At 71.1% G+C, this 18,913-nt stretch carries 15 protein-coding genes; 5 read left to right on the plus strand and 10 right to left on the minus strand.

From position 1 onward, the window contains the following. Positions 1–5 precede the first annotated feature (5 nt). On the plus strand, positions 6–719 hold the full coding sequence (locus AB0F89_RS13565) for an ArsR/SmtB family transcription factor (RefSeq protein WP_367136041.1): 714 nt from the start codon (positions 6–8) through the stop codon (positions 717–719). 43 nt (positions 720–762) lie between these two features. Here the strand turns inward: AB0F89_RS13565 and glgB are convergent, their stop codons facing one another. The 7 genes from glgB to AB0F89_RS13600 form a co-directional block, all read right to left on the minus strand. Further along, positions 763–2,919 carry a 1,4-alpha-glucan branching protein GlgB gene (glgB, locus tag AB0F89_RS13570; RefSeq protein WP_367136043.1) on the minus strand — a complete coding sequence of 719 codons (2,157 nt, stop codon included), beginning with the start codon at positions 2,917–2,919 and terminating at the stop codon, positions 763–765. Further along, positions 2,916–4,256, minus strand: coding sequence for an aminoglycoside phosphotransferase (locus AB0F89_RS13575; protein ID WP_367136045.1), 1,341 nt, complete (start codon positions 4,254–4,256; stop codon positions 2,916–2,918). Before AB0F89_RS13575 ends, glgB begins: the two co-directional genes overlap by 4 nt. 5 nt (positions 4,257–4,261) lie before the next feature. Next, positions 4,262–6,073, minus strand: coding sequence for a maltose alpha-D-glucosyltransferase (gene treS, locus AB0F89_RS13580; protein ID WP_367136047.1), 1,812 nt, complete (start codon positions 6,071–6,073; stop codon positions 4,262–4,264). A 103-nt stretch (positions 6,074–6,176) separates the two neighbouring features. After that, positions 6,177–8,156: an alpha-1,4-glucan--maltose-1-phosphate maltosyltransferase gene (locus AB0F89_RS13585; RefSeq protein WP_367136049.1), complete on the minus strand. Its 1,980-nt coding sequence runs from the start codon at positions 8,154–8,156 to the stop codon at positions 6,177–6,179. 204 nt (positions 8,157–8,360) lie between these two features. Continuing rightward, positions 8,361–8,558 (minus strand): DUF397 domain-containing protein, encoded by a 198-nt coding sequence (locus AB0F89_RS13590; protein WP_367136051.1) that lies wholly within the window; start codon positions 8,556–8,558, stop codon positions 8,361–8,363. Continuing rightward, a complete protein-coding gene (locus tag AB0F89_RS13595) occupies positions 8,555–8,731 on the minus strand; it encodes a DUF397 domain-containing protein (RefSeq protein WP_367136053.1) in 177 nt (58 codons plus the stop codon). The genes AB0F89_RS13590 and AB0F89_RS13595 overlap by 4 nt, the downstream gene beginning before the upstream one ends. Before the next feature lie 2 nt (positions 8,732–8,733). Continuing rightward, a complete protein-coding gene (locus tag AB0F89_RS13600; RefSeq protein ID WP_367136055.1) occupies positions 8,734–9,603 on the minus strand; it encodes a helix-turn-helix domain-containing protein in 870 nt (289 codons plus the stop codon). A gap of 54 nt (positions 9,604–9,657) precedes the next feature. On the opposite strand from AB0F89_RS13600, the gene AB0F89_RS13605 reads away from it, so the two are divergent. The 4 genes from AB0F89_RS13605 (at position 9,658) to AB0F89_RS13620 (ending at position 15,651) form a co-directional block, all read left to right on the plus strand. Next, complete coding sequence (locus tag AB0F89_RS13605) at positions 9,658–9,888, plus strand: hypothetical protein (RefSeq protein ID WP_367136057.1); 231 nt, start codon at positions 9,658–9,660, stop codon at positions 9,886–9,888. A gap of 19 nt (positions 9,889–9,907) precedes the next feature. Next, positions 9,908–12,277: an NACHT domain-containing NTPase gene (locus AB0F89_RS13610; protein WP_367136059.1), complete on the plus strand. Its 2,370-nt coding sequence runs from the start codon at positions 9,908–9,910 to the stop codon at positions 12,275–12,277. 150 nt (positions 12,278–12,427) lie between these two features. Continuing rightward, positions 12,428–14,998, plus strand: coding sequence for an alpha-glucan family phosphorylase (glgP, locus tag AB0F89_RS13615; protein ID WP_367136061.1), 2,571 nt, complete (start codon positions 12,428–12,430; stop codon positions 14,996–14,998). A 140-nt stretch (positions 14,999–15,138) separates the two neighbouring features. Next, a complete protein-coding gene (locus AB0F89_RS13620) occupies positions 15,139–15,651 on the plus strand; it encodes a hypothetical protein (RefSeq protein WP_367136063.1) in 513 nt (170 codons plus the stop codon). A 14-nt stretch (positions 15,652–15,665) separates the two neighbouring features. On the opposite strand, the gene AB0F89_RS13625 is transcribed toward AB0F89_RS13620, so the two are convergent. From AB0F89_RS13625 to AB0F89_RS13635, 3 genes are read right to left on the minus strand one after another with little or no spacing between them, the layout of a single operon-like run. Next, positions 15,666–16,790, minus strand: a complete 1,125-nt coding sequence (locus AB0F89_RS13625) for a hypothetical protein (protein WP_367136065.1) — start codon at positions 16,788–16,790, stop codon at positions 15,666–15,668. A 39-nt stretch (positions 16,791–16,829) separates the two neighbouring features. Continuing rightward, complete coding sequence (locus AB0F89_RS13630; protein WP_367136066.1) at positions 16,830–17,774, minus strand: DMT family transporter; 945 nt, start codon at positions 17,772–17,774, stop codon at positions 16,830–16,832. Further along, positions 17,771–18,913 carry a class I SAM-dependent methyltransferase gene (locus AB0F89_RS13635; protein ID WP_367136068.1) on the minus strand — a complete coding sequence of 381 codons (1,143 nt, stop codon included), beginning with the start codon at positions 18,911–18,913 and terminating at the stop codon, positions 17,771–17,773. Before AB0F89_RS13635 ends, AB0F89_RS13630 begins: the two co-directional genes overlap by 4 nt.

The following is an 18,913-nucleotide window of genomic DNA, read 5'->3' on the forward strand; positions in this document are numbered from 1 at the left end:
GCCGCGTGGTGGGTTGGGTCGACTCGGGCAACGCCGTCCAGGCGGCGGCCGTGGCGCTGGCGCGCGAGCTGGCCGACCCGGTCCGGCTCACCGCGCTGCAGATGCTCGCCGCCGAGGGGCCGCACACGATGGTGCAGCTGGCCGACGCCATCGGCGTCTCCGCGCCGCGCCTGGGCAACCACCTCGCCCGGCTGCGCGCCGCCGGTCTCGTCACGGTCGAGCACACCGGGCGGCACGCCGTCTACCGGGTGGCCCGCGGCGACATCGCCGACGTGCTCACCGCACTGGCCCGCTACGCCCACCGCGGCGACCTCACCACGCCGGAGCGCTCGTCCACACCGGTGGACGTGGCCCACACCTGCTACGACCACGCCGCCGGCCGGCTGGGGACCTCGGTGTTCGCCACCCTGGTCGACGCGGGCGCGCTCAAGCCGCCCGACGGCCGCGCCGGCGAGCTGGCGCTCGGCGACGACCCGTCCGCGTTCCACCGCCTCGGCGTCGACCCGGGCGCCGTCGAACCGCGCCGCCGCCTGGCCACCGCCTGCCTGGACCGCACGCACCGGGTGCCGCACCTGGGCGGCGTCCTCGGCCGGCTCGTGCTGGACGCGTTCGTGGCCGACGACCTGGTCCGCCGCCAGGAGGGCACGCGGGAGCTGCTGGTCACCGAGCGGGGGGCCGAACGCCTGCCCGTGCTGCTGCCGACGTTCGACACGACGTGAAGCCGCTACGCGGAACGGGGCCCTCGCCGAGGGCCCCGTCGCGTCACTTCTCCGGCGCCAGCCAGAGCACACCGGCCGGCGGCAGCTGCAGCACCGCCGAAGCGGGCCGCCCGTGCCACGGGCGCTCCTCCGCCTCCACACCGCCGAAGTTGCCGACCCCCGACCCGCCGTACGCCTCGGAGTCGGTGTTCACCACCTCGCGCCACCGCCCGGCCAGCGGCAGGCCGACCCGGTAGTCGTGGTGCGGCTGCCCGGCGAAGTTCGCCACGCACGCCAGCACCGAGCCGTCCTCACCGATCCGCAGGAAGCTCAGCACGTTGCCCGCCGAGTCGTTCGCGTCGACCCACGAGAACCCCTCGGGCTTGTTGTCCGCGCTGTAGAGCGCGGGCGAGTCCCGGTAGACCGCGTTCAGGTCCGAGATCAGCCGGTGCAGGCCGCCGTGCAGCGGGTCGTCCAGCAGGTGCCAGTCCAGCGACCGGCTCTCCGACCACTCGCCGCGCTGCCCGAACTCGCCGCCCATGAACAGCAGCTGCTTGCCGGGGTGCGCCCACATGAACGCCAGCAGCGACCGCAGCCCCGCCGCCTTGTTCCAGTCGTCGCCGGGCATCCGCTGCCACAGCGAGCCCTTGCCGTGCACCACCTCGTCGTGCGACAGCGGCAGCACGAAGTTCTCGCTCCACGCGTACACCAGCGAGAACGTGATCTCGTTGTGGTGGAACGAGCGGTGCACCGGCTCGCGCGACAGGTAGTGCAGCGAGTCGTGCATCCAGCCCATGTTCCACTTGAACCCGAACCCGAGGCCGCCCAGGTGCGTCGGCCGCGTCACGCCCGGCCACGCCGTCGACTCCTCGGCCACCATCACCACGCCGGGGTGGCGCTTGTAGACGGTCGCGTTCAGCTCCTGCAGGAACCGCACCGCGTCCAGGTTCTCCCGGCCGCCGTACTGGTTGGGCAGCCACTGCCCCTCCTGCCGGGAGTAGTCCAGGTACAGCATCGAGGCCACCGCGTCGACCCGCAGGCCGTCGATGTGGAACTCCTCGATCCAGTACAGGGCGTTGGCGACCAGGAAGTTGCGCACCTCGTTGCGCCCGAAGTCGAACACCAGCGTGCCCCAGTCCGGGTGCTCGCCCCGGCGGGGGTCCTCGTGCTCGTACAGCGCGCTGCCGTCGAACTTCGCCAGCGCCCACGAGTCCTTCGGGAAGTGGGCGGGCACCCAGTCCATGATCACGCCGATGCCGCGCTGGTGCAGCGCGTCCACGAGGTGCCGGAAGTCGTCCGGCGAGCCGAACCGCGACGTCGGCGCGTAGTACGACGTCACCTGGTAGCCCCACGACCCGCCGAACGGGTGCTCGGCCACCGGCATCAGCTCCACGTGCGTGAAACCGGCGCTCACCACGTAGTCGGCCAGCTCGGTGGCCAGCTCCCGGTACCCGAGGCCGGGTCGCCACGAGCCGAGGTGCACCTCGTACACGCTCATCGGCGCGTTGACCCACTGGGTGGCGTCCCGCCTGGCCCGCCACTCGTCGTCGCCCCACTCGTGGGCGGTGCCGGCGACGACCGAGGCGGTGGCGGGCGGCGTCTCGGTGGCGAACGCCATCGGGTCGGCCTTCTCGTGCCACCCGCCGTCCCGGCCGAGGACGCGGAACTTGTACCGGGCGCCCTCCGCGATGCCCGGGATGAAGATCTCCCACACGCCGGACGAGCCGAGCGACCGCATCGGGTTCGCGCGGCCGTCCCAGCCGTCGAAGTCGCCGCACACCCGCACGCCGCGCGCGGTGGGCGCCCACACGGCGAACGAGACGCCCGAGATCACGCCGTCGGGCGTGTCGTAGGTGCGCACCCGCGCGCCCAGCACGTCCCACAGCCGCTCGTGCCGGCCCTCGCCGATGAGGTGCAGGTCCAGCTCGCCGACGGTCGGCAGCCACCGGTACGGGTCGTCCACCTCGACGACGTCGTCGCCGTACTCGACCTCCAGCCGGTAGTTGCCGCCGGGGTGCTCGGGCAGGTCGCCCGCGAACAGCCCGTCGGTGACCCGGTCCAGCTCGAAGCGCTTGTCGGCCGCGATCACCGCCACCGCGGTCGCACCCGGCCGCAGCGCCCGCGCGACCACGCCCTCGGGGACGCGGTGCACGCCGAGCACCGAGTGCGGGTCGTGGTGCGCCCCGGCCAGCAGCCGGTCGACGTCCTCGGGCGAGATCATGACTGCACCGCTCCCTCTCCAGTGATCCGCGCGATCGACGACAACGGGACCGTCAACCACTCCGGTCGGTTCGCGTGCTCGTACGCGACCTCGTACACGGCCTTGTCCAGCTCGAACGCCCGCAGCAGGTAGCCGCGCTCGCGCGGGTCGCCGACCGAGTCCGACGCCGCCTCCGCGTAGCCCTCGGCGAACGCCGCGCGGTTGCGCCGCGCCCACTCCAGCGCCCGCACGGCCAGCTGGTGGTCCTCCGGCTGGCCGACCAGGAGCTGGTGCGCCGCGTAGTCGAAGGACCGCAGCATCCCGGCCACGTCGCGCAGCGGCGAGCGCAGCGCGGTCCGCTCGGCGATCGGCGAACCGGGCTCGCCCTCGAAGTCGATCAGCAGCCACCCCTGCACGGTCCGCAGCACCTGGCCGAGGTGCAGGTCGCCGTGGATGTGCTGGATGGCGACCGCGTCCGGCGTGTTCCTGGCCTGCTCGAACGCCTCCCGCAGCGCGGGCACGTACGGTCGCAGCTCCGGCACCGCGGCGACCACGGAGTCCAGCCGCGCGATCATCGCCCGCACGGTGGCCTCGATGTCGCCGGCGTCCGCGTTCTGCGTGCCCAGCGCGCGCTCCAGGTCCGCGTGCACGCTGGCCACCGCCTGGCCCAGCCGCTGCGCCTCGCCCGCGAAGTCGCCGCCCACCTCGTCGGCGTGCAGGTCGGCCTCGGCCATCAGGTCGCGCACGCTCGTGGTGGCCATCGCCCAGCCGTCCACCGCGTCCGGCATGAACTGCTGGAGCATCCCGACCGTGGTGGTCTGCCCGTCCAGCTTGCCGGTGATCGACCCGAGCAGCGGCGCGATGTGCTCGCACCTGGCCTGCCGCAGCGCCCGGTGCAGCACCAGGTCCGGGTTCTCGCCGTAGGTCAGCTTGCGGAACAGCTTGAGGATGTACTGGTTGCCGAACACCAGCGACGTGTTCGACTGCTCGGAGGTGATCGGCCTGCCGCGCAGCCCGGTCTGCAGCTCCACGTCCGGCTCGTGCGCGAACCGCAACCCGCCGACCTGCGCGTTCTCCGCGATCAGGTCGAGCAGCACGCCGGTCAGCTCCGGCACGTGGGTCGCGTCGTGGTGGTCCGCGTGGTCGGTGAGCAGCAGCTGGTACGGCTCCCGCCGGTCCGGCTGCTCCACCTCGACCACCAGGTGCACCAGCGCCGGGTCGCCGGCCCGCAGCACCGACGTCCGCAGTGGGCGGACGGAGGTGACCGGGCGGTCCTTCCCGCCGAACCACCGCTGGGCGGGCAGCCACTCGGGCAGCTCGGCCATCACCTTGTCGACCAGGTCGTGCGGTTCGGTCACGTCCATCACCTCGGCTCGCTGTCGTCGCCGGCTTCCACGAGCTGGAACCAGTAGAAGCCGTGACCGGGCAGGGTCAGCAGGTAGGGCAGGTCGCCGACGGCGGGGAACACCACGCCGCCGGTCAGCTCGACGGGCCTGCTGCCGTGGTGCTCCGACAGGTCGAGCTCGACCGGCTGCGGGAACCGCGACAGGTTGTTCACGCACAGCACGACGTCCTCGCGCCCGTCGGGCCGCAGCCACCGCCGCCGGTAGGCCAGCACGCTCGGGTTCGAGCCGCCGAGGTCGCTGAAGTCGCCCTCCGCGAACGCGTGGTGCTGCTTGCGCACCTCGATCATCCGCCGGGTCCAGTGCAGCAGCGACGACTGGTTGTTCAGCTGGGCCTCGACGTTGAGCCCCTGGTAGCCGAACACCGGGTCCATGATCACCGGCAGGTAGATCCGGCCCGGGTCGCAGTTGGAGAACCCCGCGTTGCGGTCCGGGGTCCACTGCATGGGCGTCCGCACCGCGTCGCGGTCGCCCAGCCAGATGTTGTCGCCCATGCCGATCTCGTCACCGTAGTAGAGGACGGGCGACCCCGGCAGGGACAGCAGCATCGCGGTGAACAGCTCCTGCTGGTTGCGGTCGTTCTCCAGCAGGGGCGCCAGGCGCCGCCGGATGCCGATGTTGGCCTTCATCCGCGGGTCCTTGGCGTACTCCGCGTACATGTAGTCGCGCTCTTCGTCGGTCACCATCTCGAGCGTCAGCTCGTCGTGGTTGCGCAGGAAGATCCCCCACTGCGCGCCGGACGGGATCTCCGGCGTCTGCGCCAGGATCTCCGAGATCGGGAACCGCGACTCGCGCCGCACCGCCATGAAGATGCGCGGCATCAGCGGGAAGTGGAACGCCATGTGGCACTCGTCGCCGCCGACCGCCGGGTCGCCGAAGTACTCGACCACGTCCGACGGCCACTGGTTGGCCTCGGCGAGCAGCACCCGGCCCGGGTACTCGTCGTCCACGACCTTGCGGCAGCGCTTGAGGAAGTCGTGGGTGCGCGGCAGGTTCTCGCAGTTGGTGCCCTCGGCCTCGAACAGGTACGGCACGGCGTCGAGCCGGAACCCGTCGATGCCCAGGTCGAGCCAGAACCGCAGGGTGTCCAGCATGGCTTCCTGGACGTGCGGGTTCTCGAAGTTCAGGTCGGGCTGGTGGGAGAAGAACCGGTGCCAGTAGAACTGGCCGCGCACCGGGTCGTAGGTCCAGTTCGAGGACTCGGTGTCGACGAAGATGATCCGCGCGTCCGCGTAGCGCTGGTCGTCGTCGCTCCACACGTAGTAGTCGCCGTAGGGGCCGTCGGGGTCGATCCGCGACTGCTGGAACCAGGGGTGGGCGTCGCTGGTGTGGTTGAGCACCAGGTCGGTGATCACCCGGATGCCCCGGCGGTGCGCCTCGTCCAGCAGGTACACGAAGTCCTCGACCGACCCGAACTCCGGCAGCACCGCGCGGAAGTCGGAGATGTCGTACCCGCCGTCGCGCAGCGGCGACGCGTAGAACGGCGGCAGCCACAGGCAGTCGACGCCGAGCCATTCCAGGTAGTCCAGCCGGGACGCGAGGCCCCTCAGGTCACCGGTGCCGTCGCCGTTGCTGTCGCTGAACGCGCGCACCAGCACCTCGTAGAACACCGCGCCCTTGAACCAGTCGCGCTCGCGCGGCACCAGCTTGGCCGACCGGAAGTCCTCGGCCTGCGGTTCGACCAGCAGGCCGTCGGCGCCGATGGCCTCGCCGGTGTGCGGCACGTTCTCCAGGCCTACCAGCGCGGCGTCAGGCCGGGCCTCTTCTCGCATGTGTGCTCCACCTCGTCCCACCTCATTGGGGGTGCGTTCGATCGCCCCTCGTGCTCTTCGGCGGGCACGGGGACTGGGGAAAGGGGACCGGGCTGGTTGTCGACTAGCTGCTGAAGCGGCGCTGCACGCTCACGACGTGCGCGGGGGCGCGCCAGGGCTCCAGGCGGACGTAGTTCGCCTGACCCCAGTCCCAGGTCTCCCCGGACACCTCGTCGTGCGCGATCAGCCGCTCGTGCCAGTCGGCGCCGAGCGCGGGCAGGTCCAGCCAGACGGTGCCGTCCTGCGCGTCGTGCGGATCCAGGTTGACCACCACGACGACGGTGTCGCCGGTGCCCGGGTCCTGCTTCGAGTAGGCGATCAACGCCGGGTTGTCGACGTGGTGGAACCGCAGTGTTCGCATCTGCTGGAGCGCCGGGTGACCCCGGCGGATCGAGTTCAGCTTGCGCAACCACGGTTCCAACGACCGTCCCTCGGCCACCGCCGCCGCGTAGTCGCGCGGGCGGAGCTGGTACTTCTCCGAGTTCAGGTACTCCTCGCTGCCCGGCTTGACGGCCTCGTGCTCGAACAGCTCGTAGCCCGAGTACACGCCCCAGGTCGGCGCCATCGTCGCCGCCAGCGCCGCGCGCAGCGCGAACATGCCCGGGCCGCCGTGCTGCAGCGACTCGTGCAGGATGTCGGGGGTGTTGACGAACAGGTTGGGCCGCGCTTCGTCCCAGTGCTCGACCAGTTCGGCGCCGAACTCGGTCAGCTCCTCCTTGGTCGTGCGCCAGGTGAAGTAGGTGTAGCTCTGCGTGAAGCCGAGCTTGGCCAGGCCGTACAGCCGGGCCGGGCGGGTGAACGCCTCGGACAGGAACAGCACGTCCGGGTACCGGTCCTTGACCGCCCAGATCAGCCACGCCCAGAAGTCCGGCGGCTTGGTGTGCGGGTTGTCGACCCGGAAGATGCGCACCCCGTGGTCGACCCAGTGCAGCACGACGCGCAGCACCTCGTTGTAGATGCCCTGCGGGTCGTTGTCGAAGTTGACCGGGTAGATGTCCTGGTACTTCTTCGGCGGGTTCTCCGCGTAGGCGATCGAGCCGTCCGGGCGGGTGGTGAACCACTCCGGGTTCTTCAGCACCCACGGGTGGTCCGGCGCGCACTGCAGCGCCAGGTCCAGCGCGACCTCGATGTTCAGCTCGTTCGCGCGGGCGACGAACGCCTCGAAGTCCTCCATCGTGCCCAGCTCGGGGTGGATCGCGTCGTGCCCGCCCTCGTCCGCGCCGATCGCCCAGGTCGAGCCCGGGTCGTCCTCGGTGGCGGTGAGCGTGTTGTTCGGGCCCTTGCGGTTCACCCGCCCGATCGGGTGGATCGGGGGCAGGTAGGCGACGTCGAAGCCCATGGCCGCGATGCGGTCCAGCTCCTTGGCGGCGGTGACGAACGTGCCGTGCACCGGCACGCCCGCCTCGTCCACGCCGCCCGTGCTGCGGGGGAAGAACTCGTACCAGGACCCGAACGCCGCCCGCTTGCGGTCGACCCAGACCTTCTGCGGCTTGCCCTTGGTGACCAGCTCGCGCACCGGGTGGTCGTGCATGATCCGGCGGACGTCGGTCGCCAGGGCCGGCGCGACCCGCTCGGGCAGCGGCCGGTGCTCGTCGCGCAGCGCGTTGGCGGCGTTGACCAGCAGCGGCTTGTCCTTGCGCCGGTCCGGCCGGCGGCTGACGCGGTCCAGCAGGAGCGCGCCGCTCTCCAGGTCGTTGTGCAGCTCGTGGGCGGTCTGACCCGCGGCGATCTTGACCTCGACGGCGTGCACCCAGGTGGCCCACGGGTCGCTCCAGGCGTCCACGCGGAACGTCCACGAGCCCTCGGCGTCCGGGACGACGGTGGCGGCCCAGCGGTCCAGCCCGACGCCTTCCGGCGCCATGCGCGTCTGTCTGGCGACCCGGTCGTTCGGCCCCCTCCACACCACTGTGGCGGCCACGGCGTCGTGGCCCTCGCGCCACACCGTGGCCTCGACCGGCACGTGTTCGCCGACCACGGCCTTGGCCGGGTAGCGACCGTTGCTCACGGTCGGGGAGACATCGTCGATTCCGAGTCGTCCGCTCATCGGCAGCGCCCTTCTCACTGGTCTGACGCTTGCACGTTCAAGTTTGCCCTCAGCGATCGGCAGCGCCGTCACCGGGACCCGTCCTTGGTGTTCCTACCCCTTCTGGTTGGATTGCAACCGTGGCGTGGCGTGCGTCTCGTCATGGAAGATCAGGGTCCCACTTTGTGATAGACGCCACGCCGGTGCCGATCGGACGGTCAACGGTCACACGATCGAGCGGTTGATCATGCCGATGAACGTCCGCCAGCTCGATGGGGTGGTGGTCAGGGCGGTCCTGGGGTTCTTGGAATCCCGGACTCCGACCACGTCGTCGGCGAACCGGACCTCGACGCAGTTGTCGTCGGCAGCGCCGCTGTAGCTGCTCTTGAACCAGCGCGAGCGGACGACCGCAGTGCCGGTCACCTGGCGAGTCCTGCGATGAACGCCTGCCAGCCTGACTGGCTGATGGCGAGGGCTGCCTCGGTGTTCTTCGAGTCGCGGACTCCGACGACGTCATCGGTGAACCGGACTTCGACGCAGTTGTCGTCGGCGCCGCCGCTGTAGCTGCTCTTGAACCAGCCGGTGGGGGAGGGCATGGTCAGGATCTCCTCAGGGCCTCTTCGAGTGCTGCCCTGGATTCTGCCGGGCTGAGCGCCATTCCCCGGAGCTGGTCGAAGACCCGGGTCAGCGCCTCGGTGTCCGAGCGCTGATCGAGGTAGGGCGAAGGCCCGTAGACCACCGACACGAAGCCGACCGGCGGCGCGGGCTCGGCGAAGCTGAGCAGGGTCAGACCACCGTGCGGGGCGGGGTTGTCGGCAGCGGTCGCCGGTAGGAGTCGCATCTCGATGTTGGGCCGGTCCGCTGTGACCTCGAGGATGTGCTCGAACTGGCGGCGCATCACCTCAGGGCCGCCGAACCGGGTGCGCAGCGCGTCGTCGGTGACGATGAACTCGAGGTCCTTGGGCGGCTCGGCGGCGACCACCCGGCGCTGGCGCTCCAACCGGAAAGCCACCCGGTTGGCCCTCTCCCGCTCGGAGCTCTCCCACCACAGCCCGTCGCACGCGGCGACGATGGCCTCGGCGTACTCGTGGCACTGGAGCAGGCCGGGGAAGATGCCGCGCTCGTAGGACTTGATCGCACTCGCCTGGCCCTGCATGGTCGCGATGCGGTTGTAGGAGCCGGGCAGGAGGTCCACATAGGCCCGTGACCGGGGTTGTCGCTTCCGCGCCTCCACGCCCATCGCGGTGATCTTCGCCCGGTCCTCGTCGTTCGCGCCGAGGAAGTCCAGCAGCGCGGCCAGGTCCTCGGGCTTGAGGTTGGTCTGGCCGTCCTCCAGCTTGTTGATCCGGGCCTGGTCCTTGCCGATCGCCCGAGCGACCTGAGCCTGCGACCTGCCGGCTTCGAGCCGGAGCCGTCGCAGCTCACCGCCGAGCAGGCGGCGGGGGATGGTCTGCACGGTCTTGCCCACGGTTCACCCCTTCAGGGAGCTGTGAAGCGTGCCTAAGCACGCTAACTTCGGTCTATGGCAGATGTGGCTATCGGTGCTTGGGCGAAGGTGCACGACGGCACGCGAATCGTGTACGCGGTCGACACGCAGGACGAGTCCGTCGAGTTCTCCTTCGAAGGCGACAGCACGTTCCAACTGATCATGTCCGAGCGGGCCCTGGAGCGGTGCGCCCGCCTGTTCCCGGAAGCCTTGCGCAACTACCGCTCCGCGATGAAGCGCGGACCCATCACACGATCGGGCGAGTGAGGACCGCGCAGTCCTGCACTTGACTGTCGCGGTGCACTTAGGTTGGACCCGGTCCAAGCGGTTCGAGCGGCAGTACCGCGAGTACGTCTTGGCGAGCCTGCGCTACATCGACCTCAAGGGCCTCGTCGTCGTCGGGTTTCACACCCCGGAGTTCGAGGACGTCTTCGTCGACGTCAGCCTGGCCCACCAGACCCCGCACAACGCGCCCGCCGGCGTCCTGTCCCGCCTCAGCGTCACCGATCGCCGTCCGATCACCGAGTTCCTCGGCCGTCCGCAACCTGCCGTCCTGGCAATCATCGGTGTGCCCGGCAGCGGCAAGACCACCCTGCTGCGCCACCTCGCCCTGACACTGAGCCGCTCGAGCGGCCGCCGTCGCGTGCCTGTCTTGCTCTACTTGCGCGACCACGTCAGCGCCATCACCGCCAAACCAAACATCCTGCTGACCGACCTGCTTCGCGCCAAGCTCGGCCGGTACAGCGCGGTCGAACCGCCCGGCTGGTTCGAGCAGCGGCTCGCGGAGGGAGTCTGCACGGTCCTCCTCGATGGCTTGGACGAGGTCGCACGTAAGGAAGACCGCCGCCTCGTCGCCGACTGGGTCGAACGCCAAACTCGCCAGTACGCCGGGAATGACTTCGTCGTCACCTCCCGTCCCCACGGCTATCGTTCCGCCCCCGTCGCAGGGGCCTACGTGCTCCAGGTTCGCAACTTCACCGACGAGCAGGTCACGCGATTCGTGCGCAGTTGGTACCTAGCGATCGAGAAGCTGAGCACTCAGGCCAACGGCGAGGCTGTTCGGCTGCGTGCCGAGGAGGCCGCCGAGGAGCTGCTCACCCGCCTGCACTCGAACCCGAACCTCTACGACCTCACCGCCAACCCGCTTCTGCTCACGATGGTCGCCAACGTCCACCGTTTCGGCAGCAAGCTGCCCGACAACCGCGCCGAGCTGTATCGGGAAATCTGCGAGGTCATGCTGTGGCGCCGGCACGAGGCCAAGCGCCTGCCCGTACAACTGGACGGCGACAAGAAGGAGTCGCTGCTCAGAGGGCTGGCGTTGACGATGATGCAACGCGGAGTGCGGGACGTTACGCGGGACACCGTGCTGAACGAGTTCCGTCCGGCTCTCAGCCGGATGGCGACGAGCCTCACGGAGGAGTCGCTGCTGGAGGACGTCACCTCCAGCGGCCTGCTCGTGGAACGCGAGAGCGATGTCTACTCGTTCGCCCACTTCACGTTCCAGGAGTACCTGGCAGCTGCCCATATCCGGGAGAAGGGCCTGACTCACCTACTGGTTGACGAGGTCGACAACGACTGGTGGCGGGAGACGACGCTGTTGTACGTAGCTCGTGCCGACGCCGATCCGATCGTCGCGGTGTGCCTGGCGTCCGGCACGGTCACAGCGCTGTCGCTGGCCTTCGACTGCGCCGAACACGCAGCAGAACTTGCACCTAGGCTGCGCGGACAGTTGGACGACGTCCTTGACCCGACCACTCGTGACCCCGAACGTCGAAAGCTCATCGCGGGCGTGATGGTCGCTCGCCACCAACGCCAGACCATCAAGGTCGGTGACGGAGTCTTTCTCGCCACCAGGCCGATCACCAACGCCGTGTACGCCCTGTACCGGGTCAGGGAGTCGAACAACGACCCGGTACTGGGCGTGACCAGCGCGGACGCTGCCTGGTTCGCCGAGTGGGCGAGCACTGTCTCACGCACTTACCGCCTACCCCGTCGTGCCGAACTGGACCACCCCGCAGTCCGCCGGGTGTTGGCCAAGCAACCGGCTCACTCGATCTGGTTGGACGTTCTGGAGCTGTGGACACCACCCAGCACGCCCCACCCCTACTCGGTGTCGGCTGACATGTTGAGTGAGCATGTAGCCGTCGACCTGGACTGGATCTATCGGCCACGTCCGGTGAAGGGCTCCCGTTCTGCCCGTGAGGAAGCGCTGATCACGGCGTTGCAGGGCCTCTTGGCGAGCGTGAGCATGGCGCTCGTCAGTCCGGAAAAGGCGCGTGCGTTCATCGACCGCTCTCGGATCCACGAACGTGACCACATCATCTCACCGGAAAACACAGCGCGACTCATGCGATCCGTCGAACCGAGGCTGTCGCGTGGCACTCGAAGCTACCTGAACAACGAGGTGAAAGAGGTTGTGTGGTCCATCGGACACCCCACCATCGCCGGAGCGCGGCCGATGACTCCCGAAATCGCCACTGTGCTCCGCGTCCACGCCCTCTGCCTGGCGATCGAAGCTGACGAAGGTGGCGCCGAGAAAGTTGGAGACACGTTCCGCAGGATCGCCGCCGGGGTGACGCTGCTCGAACGCCGTGCCGACGGTCGGGCGCCCGTCAACGAGACCATCCTCCTGGCCACCGATCGGCGTAACGGGTGAACCCCGCCCGGACGGTCCTGTAACCACTTGCGCAACGCGGGCGAAATAACTTGCAGAGCGGCATCCGCCCTGGTCAAGCTGGATCGGTCCCTGCATCGGTTCGGGTGACCGTTGCTCCGCACCGCTGGATGGGGGATAAGGTCCGACGCCATGCGAGCACTTCGCCGGTTCACCGTCCGAGCCAGTCTGCCCGAGCCGCTGGCGGCCCTGGGCACCCTCGCCACGAACCTGCGCTGGACGTGGCACCAGCCCACCCAGGACCTGTTCGCCTCGGTCGACCCCGACCTGTGGGCCGAGAGCGGCGACCCGCTGCGGCTGCTGTCGGTGGTGGCGCCCGAACGCCTCGACGCCCTCGCCCGGGACGAGCAGTTCCTCGCCCACGCCCACGCGCTGGCCGACGACCTGCACCGCTACACCACCGGGCCGCGCTGGTTCCAGCGCCGCCAGGGCGAGATCGGGCAGCGCCACGAGCACGGCGACCACGACACCCACCCCCTGCCGAGCGCGATCGCCTACTTCTCGATGGAGTTCGGCGTCACCGAGGCCCTGCCGAACTACTCCGGCGGCCTCGGCGTGCTGGCCGGTGACCACCTCAAGGCGGCCTCCGACCTGGGCGTCCCGCTGATCGCGGTCGGTCTGCTGTACCGCTCCGGCTACTTCCGCCAGGCGTTGAGCCTGGACGGCTGGCAGATCGAGCACTACCCGGTCCTGGACCCGCGCGGCCTGCCGCTGGAGCTGCTGACCGAGCCGTCCGGCGCGCCGATCCTGGTGCACGTCGCCATGCCCGGCGACCGAGTGCTGCGGGCCAAGGTCTGGAAGGCGCAGGTCGGCCGCATCCCGCTGCTGCTCCTCGACTCCGACGTGGAGGAGAACGACGACGACCTGCGGGGCGTCACCGACCGGCTCTACGGCGGCGACCAGGACCACCGCATCCGGCAGGAGATCCTGGCCGGCGTCGGCGGCGTCCGGGCCGTGCGCACGTTCTGCGACCTGACCGGGCACCCCTCGCCGGAGGTGTTCCACACCAACGAGGGCCACGCGGGCTTCCTCGGCCTGGAGCGCATCCGCGAGCTGGTCACCGGCGAGGGCCTGGACTTCGACCAGGCGCTGGCGGCCGTCCGCGCGGGCACGGTGTTCACCACGCACACGCCGGTGCCGGCGGGCATCGACCGGTTCCCGGTCGACCTGGTGCAGCACTACTTCGGCTCCGAGGCGCTGCTGCCGGGCGTGAACACCCAGCGCGTCCTGGCGCTCGGCGCGGAGGACAACCCCGGCCTGTTCAACATGGCGCACATGGGCCTGCGGCTCGCGCAGCGCGCCAACGGCGTGTCCAAGCTGCACGGCACGGTCAGCCGCGACATGTTCCGCGGCCTGTGGCCGGGCTTCGACGCCGCCGAGGTGCCGATCGGGTCGGTCACCAACGGCGTGCACGGCCCGACGTGGGCGGCGACCGAGATGAGCAGGCTGGTCGGCGACACCGAGGACGCGGGCGCCGGCCCGCACGGGTTCGAGCCGGTCACCGACCAGCGGTTGTGGGAGCTGCGCAACGACCTGCGCTCGAAGCTGGTCCACGAGGTCCGCCGCCGCACCCGCGCGTCGTGGCTGCAGCGCGGCGCGTCGGCGCTGGAGCTGGGCTGGACCGACTCGGTGTTCGACCCGGACGTGCTGACCGTCGGCTTCGCCCGGCGGGTGCCGACCTACAAGCGGCTGACGCTGATGCTGCGCGACGCCGACCGGCTGCGCGCGCTGCTGCTGCACCCGGAGCGGCCGGTGCAGCTGGTCGTCGCGGGCAAGTCGCACCCGGCCGACGACGGCGGCAAGGCGTTGATCCAGCAGATCGTGCGGTTCGCCGACGACGCGGGCGTGCGGCACCGGATCGTGTTCCTGCCCGACTACGACATGTCCATGGCCCGGTACCTGTACTGGGGCTGCGACGTGTGGTTGAACAACCCGATGCGCCCGCTGGAGGCGTGCGGCACGTCCGGCATGAAGTCGGCGCTCAACGGCGGGCTGAACCTGTCCATCCGGGACGGCTGGTGGGACGAGCTGTTCGACGGCAGCAACGGCTGGGCCATCCCGACCGCCGACGGCGTCACCGACCCGACCCGGCGTGACGACCTGGAGGCCGCCGCGCTGTACGACCTGCTCGGCAACCAGGTCGCGCCGCTGTTCTACGACCGCGGCGACGACGGCGTGCCGAACCGCTGGCTGGCCATGGTCCGGCACACGCTGGCCTCGCTCGGCCCGGCCGTGCAGGCGTCGCGGATGGTGCGCGAGTACGTCGAGAACCTGTACGCGCCCGCCGCGTCGTCGGCCGCCTCGGTGGTCGGCGAGGGCTACCGGGGGGCGAAGGAGCTGGCCGCGTACCGGCACCGGCTGCGGGCGTCGTGGACGCGGGTCCGGGTGCTGGACTCGGAGATGGCGCTGGACGGTTCGGCGACGCCGGAGCTGGGCGCGCCGGTCGGCGTGCGGGCCCGGGTCGAGCTGGCCGGGCTGGAGCCGTCCGAGGTGGACGTGCAGGTGGCGCTGGGCCGCGTCGGCGACTCCGACGAGCTGTACGACGTGGTGGCGCACGGGATGCGGTACGCGGGCAACGGCAACTACGAGGTCGAGGTGCCGCTGCCGCACGCGGGCGCGGTCGGCTACACGGTGCGGGTGCTGCCGCGGCACGACCTGCTCGCGTCGCCCGCTGAACTCGGCCGGGTGGTCCTGGCCGGCTGAACCTCCCGTTCGGATGACCGCCGGAATGACCGGCGGTCATCCGAATCGAATTCACTCACACTTCCGGGGCTGTTTTCTCCGGGCGAGTGAACTCGGCTGCTCCGCTGTCAGGTCTCCCTGATCGCGCTTACGCTTTCGGTGTGAAGAAATTCGCGACAATCGGCTCAACGCTCGCCGTCCTCTTCGCCGTCGCCGTGATCCCGGCCGCCACGGCGGAGCAGGAGGAGGCGGAGCCCCCCGCCGCGTGCGCGGGGGTGGTGGCGCAGCTCGCGGGCGCGGTGAAGCAGGTGATCGACCCGCTGGCCGCGGACCCGCCGACACCGGACAAGGCGGCCCCGCCGTTCGGCGACGTGCTCGCCACGCTGGCGGGGATGACGGCGCTCCGCTGCCTGCCGCCGCCGCCGCTGAGCGCGCCGCCGCCGGGCGAGGTCCAGTACCAGGGGCCGGAGCTGTGCCTGTCGCACTCGATGATGACGTTCGCCGGCGCGTTCAGCGCGCTGGGCAAGATCGTGCCGGGCGCGGTCGCGCCGGACCCGGGGAAGTTGCGCGCCGAAGTGCAGACCTGGTTGAAAACGCTGAACGACATGCTGGCGAATTGCGCCTTGCCGGTGCCCGAGGGCGGAATGCCGGCTTTCCCGAAACCGCCCGCGTAACGCCGTGACGCGGGTCAGGTGACGTCGAGCCGGGCGGTGGTCTCCGCGACCCGGGGCATCCAACCGGCCAGTTCCCGCGCCTCGACCAGCGTCGCGCGGGCCGCCGCGTTGTCACCCGCCGCCATCTGCGCCCTGGCCATCGTGGCCAGGGCGTCGGCGCGGGACAGGGCGCTCTCGCTGGTCGCCCTGGCCTGGGTGGCGAGGGCGAGCGCGACGGCGTGGTCGCCCTCCAGCAGCGCGAGCTGCGCCAGCGTGCCCGTGCAGCGGTAGCGCGGGTAGCCGAACCCCACCGCGCCGTCCACGGCCCGCTTCGCGGTCGGCACGCCGACCTCGGCGGGCACCTGGCCGCCCTCGACCGCGTTGGCCGTGGAGCTGGCCATCTCCGCCAGCACGAACGCCATGTCGCGCGGCTCCAGGTCCGTGCGCCCGACCAGGCCGCTGACCAGCTGCAACGCCTCGCCGTACCGGCTGCGCAGGGTGAGCACGGCGATCCGCGCGCCGACCGCGACCAGCAGCGTCGGGTGGCGCTCGACCAGTTCGTCCGCGATCGACTCGGCCCGGTCCAGGTCGCCGACCTCCAGCGCGTCGGACACCTGGTTGACCAGCGGCGTCGCCTCGTACTCCGCCGCCGTCCGGCCGGACAGGCGGGGCAGCGCGAACAGGAACCAGCCGGGCGAGGTGGTGCCCGCGCCGCGCCGCGGCCACAGCCCGTTCAGCAGCACCGCCGTCCCCGCGACCGCGAAACCGCGCGCGAACGGCCGGTCGCCGTCCGACCAGACCAGCGCGCCCGACCAGGCCACCACCACGACCGCCGCGCACAGCAGGGCGGCGGTGGCCGCGGTCAGCCACAGCCGGCGCCGCACCGGCGGCTTGACCGAGGTCAGCCCCACCGACACGAGCAGCGGCACGGTCCGCCACACCACCCGCAGGTGCGGTCGCGTCCACGTCCGCAGCTCGCCGCCCACGCCGATCACGACCAGCGGCACCCGCACGCCGAACAGCAGCGCGCCCAGCAGCAGCCCGACCTGGAGCACGGCCAGCGCGGCCCAGGCGCCGCAGGCGGCCCCGCCGAACGACGCCACGCTCGGCCGCCAGAGCACCAGGACGACCAGGACCAACCCGGTCAGCACTTTCCACACGGACCTGGAGACGCTACCGACCCGCTTCCCGTTCCCGGCTCATCGGCTCGTCTTCTCCGGCAGGTCGGCCACGGCCGCGGCCGTGCGCCGCCGGTCGACCCACAGCACCGCCACGGCGACCACCACGACCGCCGCGCCGAGCGCCACGACGGGGCTGAACCTCTCGTCGCCGAACCACCAGCCGACGCCGAACGCCAGCACCGGCGTGATGAACGCGTAGGCGGAGGTGCGGGTCGGTCCCCACGCGTTGAGCAGGTAGGTGTAGCAGGTGAACCCGATCAGCGAGCCGAACACGACGAGGTAGCCCCACGCCAGCCACGCGTCGCCGGACACCCACCACCGGGTGCTCACCAGCTCGTCGCCCTCCAGCAGCAGCGCCACGGGGAGCAGCATGAGCCCGCCGAGCAGGTTCTCCCACCCGGACGCGGTGACCGCCGACATCTGCTTGAGCAGGTCGCCGCCGAGCACCGACCCGAAGTCGTAGAACAGCGTGCCGATCGCCACCGCGAGCAGGCCCAGCAGGAAGTACCTGCCCAGCTCGTGGCCGAACGAGTCGAACGCGATCAGCGCGACGCCCGCCACGCCGAGCCCCACGGCGATCCACGCCGGCGCCCGGACCTCCTCGCGGCCGAGCACGGCGGCGAAGCCCACGAGCCCGATCGGCACGAAGCCCTGCACCACCACCCCGGCGATGCCGGAGTCCACGTACTGCTCGCCCCAGAAGATCAGCCCGAAGCAGATCGCGATGCACAGCGCGCCCATGACCAGCAGCCCGCGGAACTGCGGGCCCGTGGGCAGCTGCCACGGACCGCGCAGCCGCGCGAAGCCGAGCAGCAGCGCGCCCGCCACCACGAACCTGGTGGCGGCGAACCACAGCGGCGGCACCTCGGTCACGCCGACCTTGATCGCCAACCACGTGGTGCCCCACGTGAAGCACAGCAGGGCGAAGATCAGCACGGGTCGGCGTGCCGAGGCGTCCGTCATCGAGGCCGCTCCAGGATGAGGACGGCGGTGTTGCCGAACGCGTCGGCGTTCTGCGTCAGCACCTCGGCCACCGCGAAGCCCGCCTTCTCGCACTCGGCGGCCAACTCGTCCTCGTGGCTCTCGTGGTAGGGCACCAGGACCAGCGGCACCAGCTTGACGCCGTCCTCCGTGCGGATCTTGCGGTCGATCACCCGACCGGGCACCGCGCGGCCGACCGACTCCGCGTCGGGCACCGACCAGAACCCCTCCAGCCAGTTCTCCCGGCAGTGCGCGAGGATGAACCTGCCGCCGGGGCGCAGCACCTCGAACACCCGGCTCAGGTGCCGGGCCCGCGACACCGGGTCGGGGATCATGTGCAGGCAGCCCATGTTGATGGCCAGGTCGAACGACTCCGCCGGGACGCCGCGCAGCAGCGTCACGTCCCGCTCGATGAAGGTCGCGTCGACCCCCCGCTGCCGCGCGCGCTGCCGCGCCTTCTCCAACGCGCTGTGCGCGACGTCCACGCCCAGCACCTCGAAACCGCGGTCCGCGAGGTACACCGAGTCCCGGCCCTCCCCGCACCCCAGGTCGATCACCCGGCAGGGCTCGATCCCGTTCCGCTCCAGCAGGCTCACCAGCACGTCGTTGGGGTCGGCGGTCTCCCAGCTGATCGCGCCGTGCCGGTACACCTCCTCGTAGCGGTCGGCGTAGCCGTAGTAGTAGTCCGGCGCCAGGTCGCCCGTGGGCAGCTGCCGGTCGTCGGCCTCTTCGACGTCCGCGACGCGCGCCACGTCGAGCACCACGAACTCGGCGTCGCCCGCCCCGCTGACGCGCGTGACGACCCTGCCCTCGTCGGGCAGCCGGGTCAGCTCGCCGGGCCCGATCAGCTCCGGGGGCTCGTCCGCCGACGCGTCCGGCGAGGTGAGCCAGAACCGGCCGCTCACCGCGCCGACGAACGTCCGGCCGCCGGCCGGGCGGACCAGCCGGCTCGCACCGGGGCGGTCCAGCGGGAAGGCGCGCACGGTCCGGCCGTCGCCCTCACCGGGCGACCACGGGGCCGAGATGTCGAGGGCGGCCAGGTCGAGCACGTCGTCCACCCGGAGGTCGGCGGAGAACCGGCCGGACAGGAAGTGGTCCCGGCCGATCACCACGCCCGGCAC

Origin of the sequence: Saccharothrix sp. HUAS TT1 (assembly GCF_040744945.1) — a bacterium.
Taxonomy (GTDB): Bacteria; Actinomycetota; Actinomycetes; order Mycobacteriales; family Pseudonocardiaceae; genus Actinosynnema.